The sequence below is a fragment of the Octadecabacter arcticus 238 genome, assembly GCF_000155735.2.
Taxonomy (GTDB): Bacteria; Pseudomonadota; Alphaproteobacteria; order Rhodobacterales; family Rhodobacteraceae; genus Octadecabacter; species Octadecabacter arcticus.
Window position 1 is genome coordinate 352888 of the sequence record NC_020908.1, and the last position, 18597, is coordinate 371484.

Annotated in this window: 14 protein-coding genes and 4 pseudogenes; 8 read left to right on the top strand and 10 right to left on the bottom strand. The window is 56.1% G+C overall.

All coding sequences use genetic code 11. The features are described 5' to 3' along the window. Nucleotide 1 precedes the first annotated feature (1 nt). The 5 genes from OA238_RS28555 to OA238_RS01890 all read left to right on the top strand — a co-directional run bounded on the left by OA238_RS28555 (nucleotide 2) and on the right by OA238_RS01890 (nucleotide 6410). Entirely contained in the window at nucleotides 2-574 is a 573-nt protein-coding gene (locus OA238_RS28555) for a cation:proton antiporter domain-containing protein (protein WP_187293130.1), read from the top strand. 117 nt (nucleotides 575-691) lie between these two features. Continuing rightward, a complete protein-coding gene (locus OA238_RS01875; protein WP_015493836.1) occupies nucleotides 692-985 on the top strand; it encodes a Dabb family protein in 294 nt (97 codons plus the stop codon). Then, nucleotides 985-2112 carry an aminodeoxychorismate synthase component I gene (locus OA238_RS01880; protein ID WP_015493837.1) on the top strand — a complete coding sequence of 376 codons (1128 nt, stop codon included), beginning with the start codon at nucleotides 985-987 and terminating at the stop codon, nucleotides 2110-2112. The genes OA238_RS01875 and OA238_RS01880 overlap by 1 nt, the downstream gene beginning before the upstream one ends. 27 nt (nucleotides 2113-2139) lie before the next feature. Continuing rightward, nucleotides 2140-3288 carry an efflux RND transporter periplasmic adaptor subunit gene (locus OA238_RS01885; RefSeq protein ID WP_015493838.1) on the top strand — a complete coding sequence of 383 codons (1149 nt, stop codon included), beginning with the start codon at nucleotides 2140-2142 and terminating at the stop codon, nucleotides 3286-3288. Then, nucleotides 3288-6410, top strand: a complete 3123-nt coding sequence (locus OA238_RS01890) for an efflux RND transporter permease subunit (protein WP_015493839.1) — start codon at nucleotides 3288-3290, stop codon at nucleotides 6408-6410. The genes OA238_RS01885 and OA238_RS01890 overlap by 1 nt, the downstream gene beginning before the upstream one ends. Before the next feature lie 6 nt (nucleotides 6411-6416). Here OA238_RS01890 and OA238_RS01895 read toward each other — a convergent pair whose 3' ends face one another. Genes OA238_RS01895 through OA238_RS01905 form a run of 3 tightly spaced genes read right to left on the bottom strand, consistent with a single transcriptional unit; the run spans nucleotide 6417 to nucleotide 9366 of the window. Next, nucleotides 6417-7163, bottom strand: coding sequence for a maleate cis-trans isomerase family protein (locus tag OA238_RS01895; protein ID WP_015493840.1), 747 nt, complete (start codon nucleotides 7161-7163; stop codon nucleotides 6417-6419). Next, nucleotides 7160-8323 (bottom strand): M24 family metallopeptidase, encoded by a 1164-nt coding sequence (locus tag OA238_RS01900; RefSeq protein ID WP_015493841.1) that lies wholly within the window; start codon nucleotides 8321-8323, stop codon nucleotides 7160-7162. Before OA238_RS01900 ends, OA238_RS01895 begins: the two co-directional genes overlap by 4 nt. Then, nucleotides 8323-9366 (bottom strand): pyridoxal-phosphate dependent enzyme, encoded by a 1044-nt coding sequence (locus OA238_RS01905; protein ID WP_044036120.1) that lies wholly within the window; start codon nucleotides 9364-9366, stop codon nucleotides 8323-8325. The genes OA238_RS01900 and OA238_RS01905 overlap by 1 nt, the downstream gene beginning before the upstream one ends. A gap of 253 nt (nucleotides 9367-9619) precedes the next feature. Between OA238_RS01905 and OA238_RS29570 the strand changes: the two are divergent. Further along, nucleotides 9620-10453, top strand: a pseudogene (locus tag OA238_RS29570) (IS5 family transposase). Here the strand turns inward: OA238_RS29570 and OA238_RS01915 are convergent. Both OA238_RS01915 and OA238_RS34870 read right to left on the bottom strand, forming a co-directional pair. Then, nucleotides 10384-11172: pseudogene (locus tag OA238_RS01915) on the bottom strand (EAL domain-containing protein). The pseudogenes OA238_RS29570 and OA238_RS01915 overlap by 70 nt on opposite strands. Next, the gene (locus tag OA238_RS34870) at nucleotides 11064-11531 is read right to left on the bottom strand and encodes an MHYT domain-containing protein (RefSeq protein ID WP_083906853.1); all 468 of its coding nucleotides are present in this window, start codon (nucleotides 11529-11531) and stop codon (nucleotides 11064-11066) included. Before OA238_RS34870 ends, OA238_RS01915 begins: the two are co-directional and overlap by 109 nt. Here OA238_RS34870 and OA238_RS01920 point away from each other — a divergent pair. Further along, nucleotides 11461-11877, top strand: a pseudogene (locus OA238_RS01920) (IS110 family transposase); the annotation flags it as partial. The gene OA238_RS34870 and the pseudogene OA238_RS01920 sit on opposite strands and share 71 nt — an antisense overlap. Before the next feature lie 48 nt (nucleotides 11878-11925). After that, a pseudogene (locus tag OA238_RS01925) lies at nucleotides 11926-12292 on the top strand (integrase core domain-containing protein); the annotation flags it as partial. Between the two features lie 29 nt (nucleotides 12293-12321). Here OA238_RS01925 and OA238_RS01930 read toward each other — a convergent pair. Genes OA238_RS01930 through hutI form a run of 5 tightly spaced genes read right to left on the bottom strand, consistent with a single transcriptional unit; the run spans nucleotide 12322 to nucleotide 18562 of the window. Further along, nucleotides 12322-13362, bottom strand: a complete 1041-nt coding sequence (locus tag OA238_RS01930) for an aromatic ring-hydroxylating dioxygenase subunit alpha (RefSeq protein ID WP_015493844.1) — start codon at nucleotides 13360-13362, stop codon at nucleotides 12322-12324. Between the two features lie 4 nt (nucleotides 13363-13366). Beyond that, the gene (hutU, locus tag OA238_RS01935) at nucleotides 13367-15037 is read right to left on the bottom strand and encodes a urocanate hydratase (protein WP_015493845.1); all 1671 of its coding nucleotides are present in this window, start codon (nucleotides 15035-15037) and stop codon (nucleotides 13367-13369) included. Beyond that, the gene (gene hutG / locus OA238_RS01940) at nucleotides 15034-15834 is read right to left on the bottom strand and encodes an N-formylglutamate deformylase (protein ID WP_015493846.1); all 801 of its coding nucleotides are present in this window, start codon (nucleotides 15832-15834) and stop codon (nucleotides 15034-15036) included. Before hutG ends, hutU begins: the two co-directional genes overlap by 4 nt. Further along, nucleotides 15831-17372 carry a histidine ammonia-lyase gene (gene hutH, locus OA238_RS01945; RefSeq protein WP_015493847.1) on the bottom strand — a complete coding sequence of 514 codons (1542 nt, stop codon included), beginning with the start codon at nucleotides 17370-17372 and terminating at the stop codon, nucleotides 15831-15833. Before hutH ends, hutG begins: the two co-directional genes overlap by 4 nt. Beyond that, nucleotides 17369-18562 (bottom strand): imidazolonepropionase, encoded by a 1194-nt coding sequence (hutI, locus tag OA238_RS01950; protein ID WP_015493848.1) that lies wholly within the window; start codon nucleotides 18560-18562, stop codon nucleotides 17369-17371. Before hutI ends, hutH begins: the two co-directional genes overlap by 4 nt. Nucleotides 18563-18597 lie beyond the last annotated feature (35 nt).

An 18597-nucleotide genomic window follows, 5' to 3' on the forward strand; every position in this document is an offset into this window, starting at 1 on the left:
CATGGCGCTATTGACCGCGGCTGTGTTGACCCCGACGGATGCGGCCCTTGGGCAGACGGTTGTCACCAACGCGGACGTTCCTGAACGGTTGCGCCAGACCATCAATGTCGAAAGTGGGCTAAATGACGGGCCGGTTCTGCCGTTCGTTTTGTTTGGCGCAATTCTCGCGTCGGCAGGAATGGAAGGTGCGAATACAGACGGGCTTGCGACATCCGCATTGGTGCAAATAATCGCTGGGCCATTGGTTGGCATTGCGTTTGGATGGACCTTTGCCAAGGCGATGGATTTGGCGCAAGACCAAAATCTAATGGCGGAAGCTGCCGGTGGTGTCGCTGTCTTGTCGGTGGCATTTTCTGCCTACATCGGGGCTGAGTTTGTTGGCGGAAACGGATTCATCGCGGCCTTCGTTGCTGGTGTGTGTTTCCATGACCGTCTTTTTGTTGATCATTCTGCACGGCGTTTCGTTTGCGCCATTGTCAAAATGGATCGGCCGCGGCGCTGGGTGAATACCGCTGTATGTATTCTGAAACGACCGCGCCAATTCTGTGATACGGAGTTGGTGCGCCCATTGTGACCGGTCAGCCATCGCGTCAAATGGGCGCTGGCAAACGCCACGTCCACGCTTGTATTCGCAGTCCTTCTGGGACACATATTCGGCACCCAGCCACCCCAACCGAAAACGGATTTTACCATGTCAGACAGAACATTCATTCGCCACGTTGTTCTTTTCAGCGCCAAAGACCAAGGCGATGTGGCGCGGATTGTTGATGGGCTGTCGATGCTCAAGAATATCCCGCATGCGTCAGTGTTCGAGGTGGTTCAAAATAATCGGGTCGATGCACTGTCTGGCGAAATTGACGTCGTTGTGTACGCTGAATTCGTGGATGATGCTGCGCTTCAGGCGTATAAAGCCCACCAGTTTTACCAAGATGCCATCGCAATCGTGCGACCTTTGCGTGACATGCGGATCGCCGCGGATTTCTGATGGATAAGCACGGCGCAAATGTAACCTTCGATCGTGGGCCATCTGGGGGCGGGGACAGATTTGCCGCCCCGTCTGAGATGATACGTGCCGACACTGCAGACCAAGTTGATGCCGCGTTTGAGGCCATGCAGCGTGCGCAGTCGGATGGCAAATGGCTGGCGGGCTATGTGTCTTATGAATTTGGCTACCTGACATCGCCGAAACTGGAACGGCTGCTTCCCACGGACCGCGCCCTACCGTTGATCCATTTTGGGGTGTTTGATGCGCCGCAGCCAGCGACACCAACGGCCGTTAGTGCGCTTGTTGACCTTGACCCGTTGCAGCCGCAATGGACCTCTGATCGCTATGCGCAGGCGTTTTCAACGGTCCACGACTATATCGGCGCGGGTGATATCTATCAGGTGAATTTGACGTTCCCGATTGCGACGCGTTCTGATGCATCGCCGGACGCACTTTATGCAAAATTGCGCGAGCGACAGGCGGTGCCGCACGGGGCGTTGGTGAATTTTGGCGAAACAGCTTTGCTGTCGCGTTCGCCTGAATTGTTCTTTTCATTGACTTCCACAGGCGTACTGACGACGCGCCCGATGAAAGGCACAGCGCCGCGTGGCGCCACGCCCGCGCAAGACGATACCGTTCGGGACGCCCTGCAATCATCAGAAAAAAACCGCGCCGAAAACCTGATGATTGTTGATCTGTTGCGCAACGACATGTCGCGCGTATCAGAAATTGGCAGCGTCAAAGTCCCAGAGCTGTTCGTCGTCGAACGTTTTGCGACACTTCACCAGATGACATCATGCATCACATCCCAGATCTTGCCAGACACAACACTTAAAGAGCTGTTTGTGGCGCTGTTTCCATGCGGGTCGATCACAGGTGCGCCGAAGGTGCGCGCGATGGAGATCATTCGCGAAATCGAAACCCAGCCTCGCGAAGCCTACTGCGGATCGATCGGCTGGATCGCACCGGATGGCGCGATGGAATTCAACGTGGCAATCCGCACTTTGATGTATCGCGCTGATCGCTCGATCCAGATGAACGTTGGCGGTGGTGTGGTTTATGATAGCACTGCTCAAGATGAATATGATGAAGCACTATTGAAATCGCGGTTTGCTGACCTCAGCTAGAGCCCAGGTTGCCTAAGGATTAAGCGAATGACACAAAACAGCCCAACCACCCCAGGTGACACCACGACCAAAGATGATACGCCGCAAATGCTGGTATTTTCGTCTGATAAAGGCGCATCCCGATCAACGTGGATCGCGGGCTTTCTGGTCATCGCAATCGTTGGTTGGATGGGCAGCGGTTTTATCATTACGTCAGCAGACGCCACGCCGACAATTATCCGTGAAACGCCCAAACCTGTCACCGTGGCCGTGACAACATCGCAGGCAGAAACGGTGACGCAATTCTATCAGGCAGAAGGTCAGGCGTTGCCGGACCGTGATACGATGATGCGGGCTGAAACATCAGGTGAGATTTCGCAAGTTTTGGTGCAAAAAGGCCAAGACGTGAACGCAGGTGAAGTGATTGCGCGTTTTGATCCGACCAATAACGAAGCTGATGCTAGTAGCGCCGCCGAAGAATTGGCCCGCGCACAGCGCGAATTCGACAATGCCGAAGCCCTGCTTGAACGCGGTGTCGCGACGGGGGATCGGGTATCGGAGGCGCGCGCGACCCTGGCATCGGCGTTGGCGGAAGTAACAATTGTTCAACAAGATGCAGAAGCGCTGACAATTACGGCACCGTTTGCAGGGCGGATCGAAACCCTTGATCTGGACGAAGGCGAATATGTGTCAACGGGCACCGAAATCGGGCGGTTGGTTGACATCACACCGCTGACGGTCGCCATTCAGGTGCCGCAACAGTCGCTGACACGATTGTCCATCGGCCAGCCAGCGACAATCGGATTTATCACTGGCGAAGAGCGGGTTGGAACGGTGACGTTTGTCGGCACGTCGGCTGCATCCGAAACCCGTACATTCTTGGCCGAAATCGAGGTCGCAAACGCAGACGGCGCAATTCCGGCCGGAATTTCCGCTGAAGTCATCATTCCAACTGGGGAGGCCACAGCGCATTTTCTATCGCCGTCCATCGTGTCGCTTGGTACCGACGGCACGCTTGGTGTGAAAACAGTCAACGCTGAAAACATTGTTGAATTTTTCGCCATACAGGTCGTAAAGGCGCAGATCGACGGCATATGGGTCACTGGCCTGCCGGATGTCGCGGACGTCATTACCGTCGGCCAAGGCTATGTCAACGAGGGTGAGATCATTGATCCCGATTTCGGGGACACAAACTAATGCATAAGATTATAGACGCTGCATTTTCGCGGTCGCGGGTTGTTGTTATGGCGCTGCTCATGGTGCTGGGCGTGGGTGCATATGCCTATTCTGCAATCCCGAAAGAAGCCAATCCAGAGGTGCCCCTGCCGTTCTTCTACGTCTCGACAGGCTTGGACGGGATCAGCCCGACTGACGCGGAACGCCTGTTGTTGGAACCGATGGAGACCGAGTTTGGCTCGATCACTGGTCTTCAACGTATGAATTCGGATGCGTCCGAAGGATTTGCAAGTATCCAACTGGAATTCAGCCCCGGTGGTGATAATGAGGAGGCACTGGACAAGGTGCGCGAAGCCGCTAATCGCGCGCAGGGCGATCTTCCCGATGATGCCCGCGATATTACCATTACTGAAATCAACACGGCCCTGTTTCCGATCATCACTGTGATCCTGTCAGGCCCCGTGCCAGAACGAACGCTGAATGATCTGGCCGAACGGATGCAAGAAGGAATCGAAGGGCTGCCCGGTGTTCTTGAAGTCGAAATTGGCGGCCAGCGCTTTGAATTCCTAGAGGTGTTGATCGACCCGACGGTGTTTCAGACTTACAATCTGTCGTTTGATGAGCTGATCGGACAAGTCCAGCGCAATAATATGCTGATCGCGGCGGGCGCGATTGAAACCGGATCTGGGCGTATTGTCTTGAAGGTGCCGGGATTGATCGAAAACCTCGATGACGTGATGTCGATGCCGGTCAAGGTGCGGGGCAATGCTGTCGTGACCTTTGGTGATATTGCGACGATCCGTCGGACGTTTGACGACCCCTCTTCCTTTGCGCGCATCAACGGCCAGCCAGCCTTGGCGTTAGAGATCACAAAACGATCTGGTGCGAACATCATCGAAACTGTCGTTGCCGTAAAAGCCGTTGTGGATGAGCTGCAAGTGGACTGGCCTGAAAGCGTTGAGATCACCTATCTGCAAGATCAGTCCAAGCAAGTGAAAGACCTGCTGAGCGATTTGGAGGCCAACGTTATGGCTGCCGTAATTCTTGTTATGATTGTGATCGTGCTCTCCCTGGGAACACGGTCCGCGATCCTTGTGGGGCTGTCAATTCCAGGCGCATTCCTTGCGGGCGTTATCGCGCTTTGGACGATGGATTTTTCGATGAATATCATCGTATTGTTCGCGTTGATTTTGGTGGTGGGCATGCTGGTAGACGGCGCGATTGTGACCACCGAATTGGCCGACCGAAAACTGCAAGAAGGCATTGAACCCAAGGAAGCCTATTCCTATGCGGCCAAGCGCATGTCGTGGCCCATCATCGCGTCCACTGCCACAACGTTGTCGGTTTTCTTTCCACTTCTGTTCTGGTCAGGCATGGTCGGCGAATTCATGAAATTCTTGCCGATCACAGTTATTCTGACCCTATCGGCATCCCTGTTCATGGCGTTGATATTTATTCCTGTTGTCGGTGGATTGATCGGCAAACGCGCGCCGCGAACGGCGAAATCCAAGGCGGCACTGCACGCAGCCGAATTTGGCGATCCGCGTGATATGACCGGATTTACCGGCGCCTATGTGCGGCTTTTGGAAAAGGCAGTGCTGCGGCCTGCGGCGACCCTTTTGTTGGCGATTGCGCTGCTGCTTGGCGGTTTCAGCCTTTACGGTCAGTTCGGCAAAGGGGTCACTTTCTTCCCTTCGATCGAGCCTGATTTCATGCAGGTCCAAGTGCGCGCGCGCGACAATTTCTCGATCTTTGAACGCGATGCATTGGTGCGCGCGGTCGAAGGCCGACTGTTGGGGTATGACGAAATCGCCAGCATCTATGCGCGATCCATGATGAGCGCGGGGCAGGGTGACGAAGAAACCATCGGCACGTTGCAGTTGGAATTGACGCCATGGGACACGCGGCGCACAGCCGCTGAGATTGGCGTTGAGATCCGGCAAAGCGTGTCAGATATCGCGGGCATCGACGTTCAGGTCCAAACCGAAAGCGGCGGGCCAACGACAGGAAAACCGGTAAACCTTCAAGTCACGGCGCGAAATCCGGACAATCAGGCGCTGGGTGTGCAGCAAATTCGCGATATTATGGACAGTATGGGCGGGTTTACCGATGTGACCGATACGCGCCCTGTTCCCGGGGTTGAGGTTTCGATCCTTGTGAACCGCGCCGAAGCTGCACGATTTGGGGCGGACGTCAGTCTTTTGGGGCAGGCTGTGCAACTGCTGACGCAAGGCATAACCGTCGCCGATTACCGCCCCGATGATGTCGAAGGATCGCTGGATATCCGCGTGCGGTTCCCGCGTGCCGAACGGTCATTGTCGGAACTTGCGGGTTTACGCGTTCCGACGTCGTCAGGCCTTGTGCCGATTTCGAATTTTGTGACCTTTGCGCCGTCCGAACGCACTGGGGTCATTCGCCGGATCGACGAAAAACGCGTCACCGCGATTGAAGCCAATGTTGCGCCGGATATCTTGGTAAACGATCAGGTGATCGCGCTAACAGCAGCCCTAAATGCCGCCGATTTGCCTGACGGCGTTGCCTTCAGTTTCGCAGGTGAGGCTGAAGATCAGGCCGAAAGCATGAACTTCCTCGTCGGGGCCTTCGCCACCGCGATCTTTTTGATGTTCGTAATCTTGGTGCTGCAGTTCAACAGCTTCTATCAGGCCTTTGTCGTGATGAGCGCGATTGTCTTTTCCATCGCGGGGGTCTTGCTTGGCCTTCTGATTACCGGTCGCCCATTCGGGATTGTTATGGGCGGCATTGGTGTCATCGCCTTGGCGGGGATCGTGGTGAACAACAATATCGTGTTGATCGACACCTACAATAACCTAAAGAAATTGGGGCAATCACCGCTTGAGGCCGCCCTTCGTACGGGCGCACAGCGTTTGCGTCCTGTGATCCTGACGTCGGTCACCACGGCGCTGGGCCTGATGCCAATGGTCATCGGTGTGAACCTTAACTTCTTTACGCGCGACATTGTTTATGGTGCCCCATCCACGCAGTGGTGGACGGAACTGTCATCTGCAATTGCGGGAGGATTGGTCGTGGCTACAGTCCTCACACTGATTGTGACACCGGCCTTGTTGATGTTCGGGGAACGCAACAGGCGGGTCGGTATGATTGATGGGGTGCCCGCCGAATAGGTCGAATTAACGGCCCGCGGCTGGATAGAACAACCGACCGAATTGCGGCTGTTGCGGTACAACGTCCAGAAGCCGGCAGAGATGCCAAGCCAATACCTGATTGCTTGATAAGACGGGTTTTTCGATTTGCGTCGTGATCTGAGCAATCACGTCCAAGGTGCGCAGGTTCGTGCAGGATAAAAATACAGCCTCACAGTCTTCTGCGTCTCCCATGGCGATGGCGGCCGCCGTGATCGAGTCCGGTGAAATGCGCACAACCCTCTCTTCGAACGGTTCATCGAAGCTGGCAAAGTGCGTAACCCGGATTCCGGCGTCGGCCAAGACAACGCGCAATTGATCCGACACGCTGGCCACATAGGGGCTGATCAACCCGATACGTGTCACGCCCAGATGGGCGCACGCCGCGATCAACGCAGACACGGGTTCGGTGACCGTGGGGGTCTGGATGCCCGCTTGAATAAGGCTCGCAATATTGGCGGCACCGATCTGCGCTGTGCCGGACGTGCAACCGTAACCAACTGCCGACAGGTTCGCGCCAACTGGCAAAAGGGATGCGGCTTGTGTCAGTTCGTTTGCCATCGCTTGCAGGCTTTCGCGCGAAACGCTTGTGGCGGACGGGACACGACTGACGAGGAATTCTAAATCGTTGGGCAACAAGAGACGCAGATCGCCTTCAAGTGTTTCATCCGCTTGCAATACGATAAGGCCGATTTGCTTGGGACGTGACGATGTCAGCTCATAGTCAAGGGTCATCCTGCGATCCTCACTTGGCCTTTTTGCGGCGTCGACAGAAATTCAGCGCCATGTTCACGGATTACGATATTTTCTTCGTGCACCATAATCTTCTCGCCGCTCAGGTTCACTGACGGTTCCAACGTCAGCACCATCCCTTCGACCAAAACTGTGTGATCGCGCGCGATGATGGATGGCCATTCGGTGAGTTGCATGCCCAGCCCATGACCCAAACGCCCCGCCTCCATCGTTTTGCCGCTCGGGTTGATGACGCCGTTCATGGCGTGAAACAGGTCCGATATCACGGCCCCCGGTTTCGCCAGTTCAAACGCGGCATGGGTTGCGTCAATGAGTTGCGCTTGGGCCGATTGGGTGGCCGCGTTAGGTGTGCCGATACTGAAGTTGCGATCAAAATCGCAAAAATATCCGTCCCATACCAAACCGGTATCTAGCATTAAAATATCGCCTTGCCGCAGGGGCGCGTCCGTTGCCGGCGAAATGACATCGTTGTACCCACCACGATCCGCCGCACCTGCAAGATAAGGAACCCAATCCGCCCCCTCATTCAAACACTGTGCCTGAAAGTCGCGGAATACCTTTGATAATGGTGCGCCGGCGCGGGCGATCTCAGGCACGCGATCAAAGGCGCGATCTGCAATCTGCGCAGCGGTGCGTATCTTGTCTACTTCGGCGTCAGATTTCACCAACCGCAGATCACGGGTAATGCCGCCGTCCCCGATCAGCGCCCGCCCATCCAACATCGTCTCAATCGCTCGAAGGCTGGCAAGCGGCATCTGAACGTGGCTCTCCATTTCATCCGCAAGACCGATTTTGCCGCGCAATGGAGTGACCTCACGCAGAGTTTGCGCCAGTAACTTGATCCCGTCATCATCGTAATCTGGGGCCTGCCAAGTGCGGATATCCGTGATCCACGTTTGCCCCATCAGGTGGGCCCCGATCGATGGAATGACCGCAATCGGATTACCTATCGGCGGAACAACGACGAACCAAGGACGCGTCGGGCTTTCCCAAAACCTTGTCAGGAAGCCAGTGTAATACCGCACTTCCGGTTCGGTCGTCAGCAGCAGCGCCGTCAATCCCTTTTTGGCCATTTTGGCTTGCGCGCGCTGTGTCCGCACGCCAAATTCCGACTTTGCAAACCCGCGAATAGGGGGCGTCATCAGCTGGCTTCCTCGCTCAAAATCACAAGAACGCGGGAGCCTTCTGTAAGCCCGAACGCTGCCTGATCGGCTTTTGCCGCAATCAACCCAGCCACACCCGCAGCACCTGACGGCGTTGACGAAAGTCCGGCGGCCGCGCAAATATTGCTTCCAGCGGCGCCCTCGGCTTCGGTAATCAGCATGAAACCGTCGGCGTCGCGCGCAAGGCCCTTGAGCGCAATCAGCGACGGCTCTTTGCAATCCAAACGGCCCATGTCAGAGCTTGGACCTGACGTGACTTTCGGACTTCCCGCTTTGATGGATGCGAACAGGGCAGGTGCAGCGTCAGGTTCCACGACGATAATACGTGGCATTCCCCCCCATGTTTTGCGCGCGTAAGCCGCCGATGCAGCGGCAAGGCCGCCAACGCCCGCCTGCAAGAAAATATGGGTCGGTGGGGCGTCCATCTGATCAACGACTTCTTGCATAAGCACAAGATAGCCTTCCATTAAGACATGCGGCCGTTCAAAATATCCGGGCCAAGAACTGTCAGACAACAAAATCCAGCCGTTTTCGGTCGCGGCTGCGGCGGCGCCTGCCATGCTGTCTTCATAAATTGCACCATGGCGACGCACATCGGCACCGATATCGCGAAGTCGGTCTGCAAAGGCCTCTGGAACAGTTTCGGCGAGAAAAACAACCGCCTGCGCACCAAAGGCTTGCGCACCCGCAGCAACGGATAAGCCATGATTACCAGCGCTTGCAGTGACATAGGTCTGCCCAGCAGCGCGGCCCAGTTCGGCGTCGCGCGCAATGACATAGGCCGCACCGAGCGCCTTAAAGCTTCCTAGCCCCATCCGTTCGCGTTCGTCTTTCACAAAAACTGCGCCAACTCCTGCACGTCGGGCAAGGGCTGGCGCGGAGACCATTGGTGTCACCTGTGCGACGGGACAGCGCGACAACAGGTCGGACGCACGTTGTGCATCCACGCTTGGTAAAGGATATGCGGCGAGGCTGTCAAACAGCGTCGCCGCAGCGGTAGCGGGTTTTGAAAGATACTCCATGACGCCTTGGTAACATCAGTTTGGCGATTACCAAGTGTTAATCTGGCAGTAGCTTTTTTTCCACATTTCTGGACACACGATTCGCGTCCTATTCACGCGCAATTGCGCCGCTCGAACGGTGGTCCCGACGCGGTATCCATGTCTTGGTCCATGAAAAGTGTTCTGGTGGCGCTCAAGCTAGGGTCAGGACCCATTAACTGATTGAGTTTGTCGCGTTGCGGTGATTCATCGTCCTCAATTGTAGGGGGATATGATGAGCAATCTATATTGGCTGAGTGAGGCACAGATGGAGCGTCTGCGGCCTTACTTTCCGAAGGCCCGAGGCCGTGCGCGTGTTGATGATCGTCGTGGCCTGAGTGGTATTATTTTTTATTAACCGCAATGGCTTACGGTGGTGTGATGCTCCTGCGGAATATGGACCGCCAAAGACGCTGTACAATCGTTGGAAGCGCTGGAGTGACATGGGCGTGTTTGGCTGGATCTTGATGGGGCTGGCCGAGCAGGCTCCCGATAACAAGACCATCTCCCCCCCTCTCATCGAAACTGCGTTTCGACTGCCGGGCAGTGGATGCCACCTACCTCAAAGCACATCGTACGGCCTCCAGCCTGGGGTTAAAAAAGGGGGGTGTGGACGCCTGATCGGGCTGACCAAGGGCGGCATGAACCCTTGACCGGCAGGTGATTGGCACAATCGCCGAGAGGGGCCAAGCTGCATGCGGTTACAGATACCAGCGGTCGCCCGGTCCGCTTGTTTATCACGGCAGGTCAGGTGAGCGATTATACCGGCGCAGCTGCCCGAATGAATGGCCTGCCTGAAGCCGAGCGGCTCCTTGTTGACAGACGATATGATGCTGACTGGTTCCGCGAAACCCTTGTAGACAGGGGCACAACGCCCTGCATCCCCGGTCGCAAGTCGCGCAAAAAGACCGTCAAGTACGACAAGCCCCGTTACAAACGACGCAACCGTATCGAGAGAATGTTCGGAAGGCTCAAAGATTGGCGCCGCGTCGCAACTTGCTACGACAGATCACCAACAGTCTTCCTCGCCGCAATCGCTCTCGCCGCAACCGTCATATTTTGGTTATGAGTCCTGAGCCTAATTGGTTTACCAAAATGGAACCCTTGAACAAAATCGCATCCTTCGGCGGTCAGGAAATTTAGCTCATCTTTAGTCTTGACGCCTTCTGCCAGCAGTGGAATTCCAAACGCTTCACCTAGCGAGAGGTTCGAGCGAACGATTGCAGCGCGACGGCGGTCAAGATGCGAGTCTTTGAAGAAACTACGATCTATTTTGTTCTTGTCAAACGGGAAGGTTTGCAGCGTCGCGAGCGACGAATATCTGGTTCCAAAATCATCCATTGCGATAAGAATACCTATATCCTCGATCTGATTTAGAACACTCTGGGAGTGGGCTTGGTCGTGGATCAAGCTGGCTTCTGTAACCACTAATTCCAGTTGTTTGGGCGCCAGTTGGCTCTCGAACAGGATGTCGGACAAGTGTTTAAGGAATTCTGGGTGCGCCAGCTGCGGCGAGGCGACATTAACCCTAATATTAAGGGGATTTGACCATGAAACAGTTTCGAAACCCGCAGTCCTGAGCACCCACAGAACGATGTCCAGAATTAGGCCTGTTTCCTCAGCCTAGGGGATGGCTTCAACCGGTGAAACCGAGCCACGCTTGCGGTGCTGCCAGCGCACTAGAACCTCAAAACCTGCGATGTCATGCGATCCAGTTTGATTTTGGGGCTGATAAACGAGACTAAATTCATCCGTGGACCGTACGCAAAAAAGGTATTTTTGCCGAATGCGCCAAGAACCGCAATGCAAAGGGATAGACCTGTCAGGACAGGTTCATATCCATGCTCGACCCCGGGGTCATAAGCGAGCATCGCAATAAAATGGGTGGTCAAGATCGTCGCGGCAGCGATGAGGCTGCTCATCACCAATTGCTCACGTCTGCGCGGGCCAATTGCTGCAGCGAGGCGGATTAGGGTCCGCGCCGTTGGGCAAGCGCCCAACATACAAACTAAAGCCGCACCTAAGAGGACGCCGTAGTCATGTTGTTGCGTCATGCAGCCCATAATTCGGTACAAAATCGATGCCATCGTCGCGGCAGACAAAGATCTCGCTGCACGCGCCGAGATTCTTACAAGCATTCCGGGCATCGCAAAGGTAACAGCCTGTGCGATATTAACCGAAATGCCCGAACTCGGACATTTGAGTGGCAAGAAAGCAGCGGCGCTGGCGGGCCTTGCACCCATATCGAGGCAATCGGGAAAGTGGCAAGGCAAGGAACGCATCCAGGGCGGTCGCGCCAGCGTCAGGCGCGCAGTCTATCTGCCAGCGGTTGTTGCTACACGCTTCAATCCAGACATGAAGGCAAAATACGAACATCTGATATCGACTGGGAAATGCAAGAAGCTGGTCATCACAGCCGTTATGCGAAAGCTGATTGTCACCGCAAATGCCCTTCTACGGGATCAGCGAAAATGGGGCGAATATCCAGCTTGACCAATACGGATACTCAGCGTTTGCTTTGCAAACGGCTGCCGGGCAATGGACAACGGCATTCAGTTTTGTGAGCAGCCACGCAACCACAACACGCCCTATTCCCGGCCAATGCGGTTCGACATGATCTGCGCCGCAAACGAGATCGAGCATCGACTAACCAAGCCAAACCATCCATGGACCAACGGGCAAGTCGAGCGGATGAACCGCACGATTAAGGACGCGACCGTGAAACGGTATCACTATGACAGTCACGATCAGCTGCTGCCATCTCAGCGACTTCCTTGACGCCTACAATTATGCACGCCGCCTCAAGACACTCAGCGGCCTGACCCCTTACGAATACATCTGCAAAATCTGGACTTCTGAGCCAGATCGATTCATCTTAAATACGTTCCACCAGATGCCGGGACTGAACACCTGGAAAAATCCAGAAAGAAAAGGCGGCTACTCGGCCATTTGGCGATCAACCTGTTGTTCTTCATTAATCATCGCCTGCAACTGGCGTCGAAAACGCAACTGTCCGCCGTCAATCGGCAAATCAATATGCGGGGATGATTTGTTGGTCATGCCCTTTTGCACGGCGTTCAGCACATCGCGGTCTTCTTCGAACGCGTGCTGCACATCTTCGGTCATCATCTTGGACAGCGCCGTATCATCGGGGCGGATATTGCGCAGCTGGAACCAGTAATAGCGTGTTTTGCTGTCCGTCGTGGGTGTCATGAAATTGTAGCTGTCCATGACAAATGTGTCTTTATGCAGCGGCCCATCGGGCCCACCAGTGCCGGCAGGGGTAAAGACGGCCTTGATCAGCGCGTGGGATGGAAAGCGGACCTCATAATGTTGTAAACGGTCGCAATTGCCTTCGAATTCCACGACCTTTTTGTAGAACGGCGCGGGTTCGTGATCCATCATCCATCGCTGCACAATGACGCCGTTGTCTGTTTTGGAAACCCGCAACGGTGTGTCTTTCGTGGCATCGGTGGCAAAGCTGGATTGGTGCACCCAAGCGACGTGCGTTGGGTCGAGCAGGTTGTCGCACATCAGCAAATAATTGCAGTCCAGCTCCATTGCGTCGCCGCGGTTCATGCCCCACGCAGGGTCGCCGTAATTTTCGATATCAAAGATGTCATTCACGTCGGCCAGTGCCGGATTGCCCATCCAAATCCAGACCAATCCGTACTTTTCGTGCAAGGGGTATGCGTGAACGCGGGCGTTGGACGGGATGCGCCCCGTACCGGGTGCCCAAACGCATTGACCCGCGCAATCAAACGTCAGGCCATGATAGCCGCACTCAACTGTGTCGCCTTTAATGCGGCCCTTGGACAACGGCAATTTGCGGTGCGGGCACGCGTCTTCCAGCCCCACAAGCTCTCCCGCTTCGGATCGAAACACGCAGACGTTCTCGCCTAAAACGGTGATTTGCTGCAAATCGCGCGTGACTTCATGATCCCACGCCGCAACGTACCAAGCGTTCTTTAGAAACATCCGTCTATCTCCCCAATATGCCTGGCAAATTTAGCCCATTTTCACGGGCACAATCCAGTGCGTCTTCATATCCGGCGTCGGCGTGGCGCATCACGCCTGTTGCGGGATCATTCCACAAAACGTTGGCGATGCGACGATCAGCATCTTCCGTGCCATCACAGCAAATGACCATGCCTGAATGTTGCGAAAAGCCCATTCCGACGCCGCCACCGTGGTGAAGTGACACCCAAGTGGCCCCGCCCGCGACGTTCAGCATCGCATTCAGCAATGGCCAGTCGGACACGGCGTCTGAGCCGTCTTTCATGGCTTCAGTTTCGCGGTTGGGTGATGCAACAGACCCGCTATCAAGATGGTCGCGGCCGATCACAACTGGCGCGGACAATTCACCCATGCGCACCATTTCATTGAATGCCAGCCCCAGCTTGTCACGAAGTCCGAGGCCAACCCAGCAAATCCGTGCGGGCAGGCCTTGGAACGCAATCCGTTCGCGCGCCATATCCAGCCAGTTGTGCAGATGTGGATCGTCGATCAGCTCTTTCACCTTGGCATCGGTTTTGTAAATGTCTTCGGGGTCACCCGACAACGCACACCAGCGGAACGGGCCAATGCCGCGGCAAAACAGCGGGCGTATATAGGCGGGCACAAATCCGGGAAAGGCGAACGCGTTCTCAAGCCCCTCATCCAAGGCGACTTGTCGGATGTTGTTGCCGTAATCCAGTGTTGGCACGCCAGCGTTCCAGAAATCCACCATTGCGGCGACTTGCACCTTCATTGATGCGCGGGCGGCCTTTTCAACGGCCTTTGGATCGCTTTCCTGCGTTTCACGCCACTGCGCCACGGTCCAACCTTGTGGTAAATAGCCGTGGATCGGGTCGTGGGCGGATGTCTGGTCGGTGACAATGTCGGGTTTCACACCGCGTTTGGCGAGGTCAGGGAAAACATCAGCGGCGTTCCCAATCAGCGCGACGGACTTGGCTTCACCCGCTTCGGTCCAAGCGGCAATCATCGCCAATGCTTCGTCAAGATCATGGGTCTTTTCATCGACATAACGCGTGCGCAGCCGGAAATCGGCGCGGGTTTCGTCGCATTCGACCACGAGGCAACACGCTCCTGCCATCACTGCGGCCAAGGGTTGCGCACCGCCCATTCCGCCAAGACCAGCGGTCAAGACCCAGCGCCCCGTTAGGTTGCCGTTATAGTGCTGGCGCCCCGCTTCCATGAACGTTTCATAGGTGCCCTGCACGATGCCTTGCGTGCCGATGTAAATCCACGACCCCGCGGTCATCTGACCGTACATCGCGAGGCCCTTTTTATCGAGCTCGTTAAAGTGATCCCATGTCGCCCAATGGGGCACGAGGTTGGAATTTGCGATCAGAACGCGCGGCGCGTCTTTGTGGGTGTTGAACACGCCAACAGGTTTGCCGGACTGCACAAGCAGTGTCTGGGTCACTTCAAGGTCTTTCAGTGCAGCAATGATCGCGTCAAAGTCTTCCCATGTGCGCGCAGCACGACCAATGCCGCCATACACCACAAGCTCATGCGGGTTTTCCGCAACGTCAGGGTGCAGATTATTCATTAGCATCCGCATCGGAGCCTCTGTTAGCCAGCTTTTGCAGGTGATCTCGCTGCCTGTGGGTGCAAACACATCGCGGATGTTGTGGCGTGAATTGGTCATGAGGTGCCTCTTAGGGTTGGTGTAAGTTCGGCCAATGCCGTGAGGATTTCGGTCAGATGCGGACGCAGTCTATCCGCTTTCGCGTGGTCATAGGTCCACGGTGCCGCCTCATCTTGCAGGTAAGTGGATTGGGCCAGTTCCAGTTGGATCGCGTGGATGCCACTTGCAGGTTGCCCGTAATGCCGCGTCGTCCAACCGCCCTTGAAACGACCATTGACGGTCGTGGTATATCCCGCAGCCGAGTTGCAGATCCCCGTCGCCGCAGTCGCAATCGCGGGCGCACAGGTGACGCCCATATAGGTGCCGATGTTAAAGTCAGGCAGGGTGCCATCAAACAAGAATGGGATGTTTGCGCGGATCGAATGACAGTCGAATAGAATGGCGGACCCGTGCAGCCCCTGCACGCGGGTCAATTCTGCGCGCAACGCCGCGTGATAGAGCGCATGAAACGCAATCCGGCGTGCATCAATCTGCGCGTCCGTGGGCGGGGTCTCCCAAATGTCTAGACCGTCGAAATCCGTTGTCGGCACCAACGTCGTGGTGTTCTGACCCGGGTAAAGGCCGACGCCAGTCGGGTCACGATTTGCGTCAATGACATAGCGGTGAAAATTTGCTTTGACGGTTGTGATGTCTGGCATCAACCCGTCGTATAGCCGATCAATATGCCAGTCGGTATCGGCCAACTTGCGCTCGTTCTCGCACAACGCGCCCTTCACATCATCGGGCACAAACGTCCCCGAATGCGGCAATCCCAAAACAATTGGCCCTGTGCCTTGTGTCACCGAAACGGGGGTCATTCCGCAAAACCTTTAACGAATGGCGGTAGGTTAACCGCGCCACACAGCGTCCCCGTCGCGATCATATCCGCAGCCGCTTCGATTGACGGCGCCAAATAGCGATCCTGTGCCAATGTCGCCACTTTGGCGCGCAAGACTGCCATCGCCGCCTGTAACGCGGCGCTGGTTTGCAAGGGTGTCCGAAATTCGATTCCCTGCACGCCACACATCGCCTCAACGCCGATAATAACATTAAGGTTTGCATTCATCCGCACCAACCGTCGTGCGGCGTGGGCGGCCATGCTGACATGGTCTTCTTGGTTGGCAGACGTTGGTGTGCTGTCTGTCGTGCAAGGATTGGCGAGGTGCTTGTTCTCGCTCATCAGCGCAGCTGTCGTGACTTCTGCAATCATCAGGCCGGAATTCAGGCCGGGATTAGGGGTCAGGAACGGTGGCAGGTCAAATGACAAAGTCGGGTCGACCATCAGTGCCACGCGGCGCTGGGCAATCGCGCCGATTTCAGACACGGCGACGGCAATTTGGTCGGCCGCGAAACCGACAGGTTCGGCGTGAAAATTACCACCGGAAACGATCAGTCCTTCGTCGACCAGAACAAGCGGATTGTCGGTGACTGCATTCGCCTCAACCTCCAAAGTGCGCCCTGCGAAATGCAGTAAATCCATAGCAGCGCCCGTTACCTGTGGTTGGCACCGAATGCAGTAGGGGTCTTGCACACGGGTATCGCCGTCGCGGTGGCTGTCGCGGATCTGCGACCCCTCCATCAGGGCGCGCTGTGCGCGGGCGACTGCGATCTGTCCAGCATGGCCGCGCAGTGTATGAATTGCGTCTTCCAGTGGGGCGGTTGATCCCATGATGGCGTCGGTCGATAACGCGCAGGTCAAAACCGAGGCGGCGGCGTTTTGCCATGCCCCCCATAGTCCTACCAACGCGCACGCCGTTGAAAATTGCGTGCCGTTGATTAACGCGAGACCTTCTTTTGTACCCAGTGTAATCGGGCTTAAGCCAGCCTTTGCCAGAGCCTCGCCAGCAAGCATTCGGTCGTCGTTAAAAATCGCCTCCCCCTCGCCGATCATCGCGGCGGCCATATGCGCCAGCGGCGCGAGATCACCAGACGCGCCGACCGATCCTTGGCTTGGGATCACAGGCGTTACATTTTTGGCAAGCATGTTTTCAAGCATCGCCACCGTCGTCATCACCACACCGGATGCTCCACGACCGAGCGACAGAAGTTTCAGCGCCATCATCAAGCGGGTCGTAGCACTATCCAGCGGGTCACCAACGCCGCAGCAATGGGACAGGATCAGGTTGCGTTGTAGGGTGGCTAGGTCTTTGGCAGCGATCTTGACGCTGGCCAACTTGCCGAAACCTGTGTTGATGCCGTAGACGGCTGCTTCGCCTGCTGCGGCTTGCGCGACCAGATCAGCGGCGGCGTTTATGCCAGCGTGAGATGACGGGTCAAGTGTGGCAGGTTTCTGGCCGGACCAAATATCGCGAAGCTGTGCAAGCGTCGCAAAACCGGGTGTGAGGATGACAGTCATAGTGACCCCTTAAAAATGCGGGAATAAAGCGGGTTGAATCCGATACGGTAGGAGAGTTCGGCAGGATGGGCGGCGTTCCAGATGTTGATGTCGGCGCATGCGCCCGTCCTGATCCGACCGCGATTTGGTTCCCCCAAGGCCTTTGCTGCATGCACTGTCATGCCCAAAAGCGCCTCAAGAGGGGTCATGCGAAAGAGGGTGCAGGCCATGTTCATTGTCAGCAACGGCGACGTCAGCGGCGATGATCCGGGATTACAATCGGTTGCCAAAGCCATCGGGACTTTGTGGTCGCGAAAGGACTGGATTGGCGGCGCTTGGACCTCGCGCAAGGTATAGAATGCGCCTGGCAAAATGACAGCAACGGTGCCCGATACGCCAAGGGCTGCGGCATCCGCCTCTGTCGCATATTCCACATGATCCGCGCTCAGTGCTCTGTATTGTGCCGCCAGTTTGGTACCACCAATGTTTGATAATTGTTCGGCATGTAATTTCACTGGCAGGCCCAATTCCACAGCCACATCAAACACCCGCGTGATTTGTGCGGGATCGAATGCGATGCCTTCGCAAAACCCGTCTACCGCATCGACTAATCCGTCGACGTGGGCGGCGCGCAGGGCAGGGATACAGACCTCGTCGATATAGGCGTCGGCCCGACCCGCATAATCGGCCGGTACGGCATGTGCGCCCAGAAACGTCGTGCGCACATCAATGGGGCGGGCTTTGGTGATTGCGCGCGCAACGCGCAGCATTTTCAGTTCTGTGTCTATATCCAAACCATAGCCAGACTTCACCTCGATCAGCGTCACGCCTTCTGCAATCATCGCGTCCACACGGGTGAGGGCGTCGATAAGCAAGGCATCCTCGCTCGCGGCGCGGGTGGCTTTCACCGTCGATATAATACCGCCACCGGTGCGGGCGACGTCTTCGTAACTGGCCCCATTCAAACGCAGTTCAAATTCGCGCGCGCGATTGCCGCCGAACACCACATGAGTATGGCAATCAATCAGTGCTGGTGTCACCAATCGCCCGCCAACGTCGTGTGCAACGTCATCGCGATACAGGGCGGGCATGTCGTTCGCGTTCCCGACCCATGCAATCGTTTCACCACGCACCGCAATGGAACCGCGTCCGATCAACCCAAAGCTGTCATCGCTTTGCAGTGTGGCGATGTGGGCGTTTGTCAGGATCATCGGGACGACTCACTTGCAATCATTTGCGGTAATGG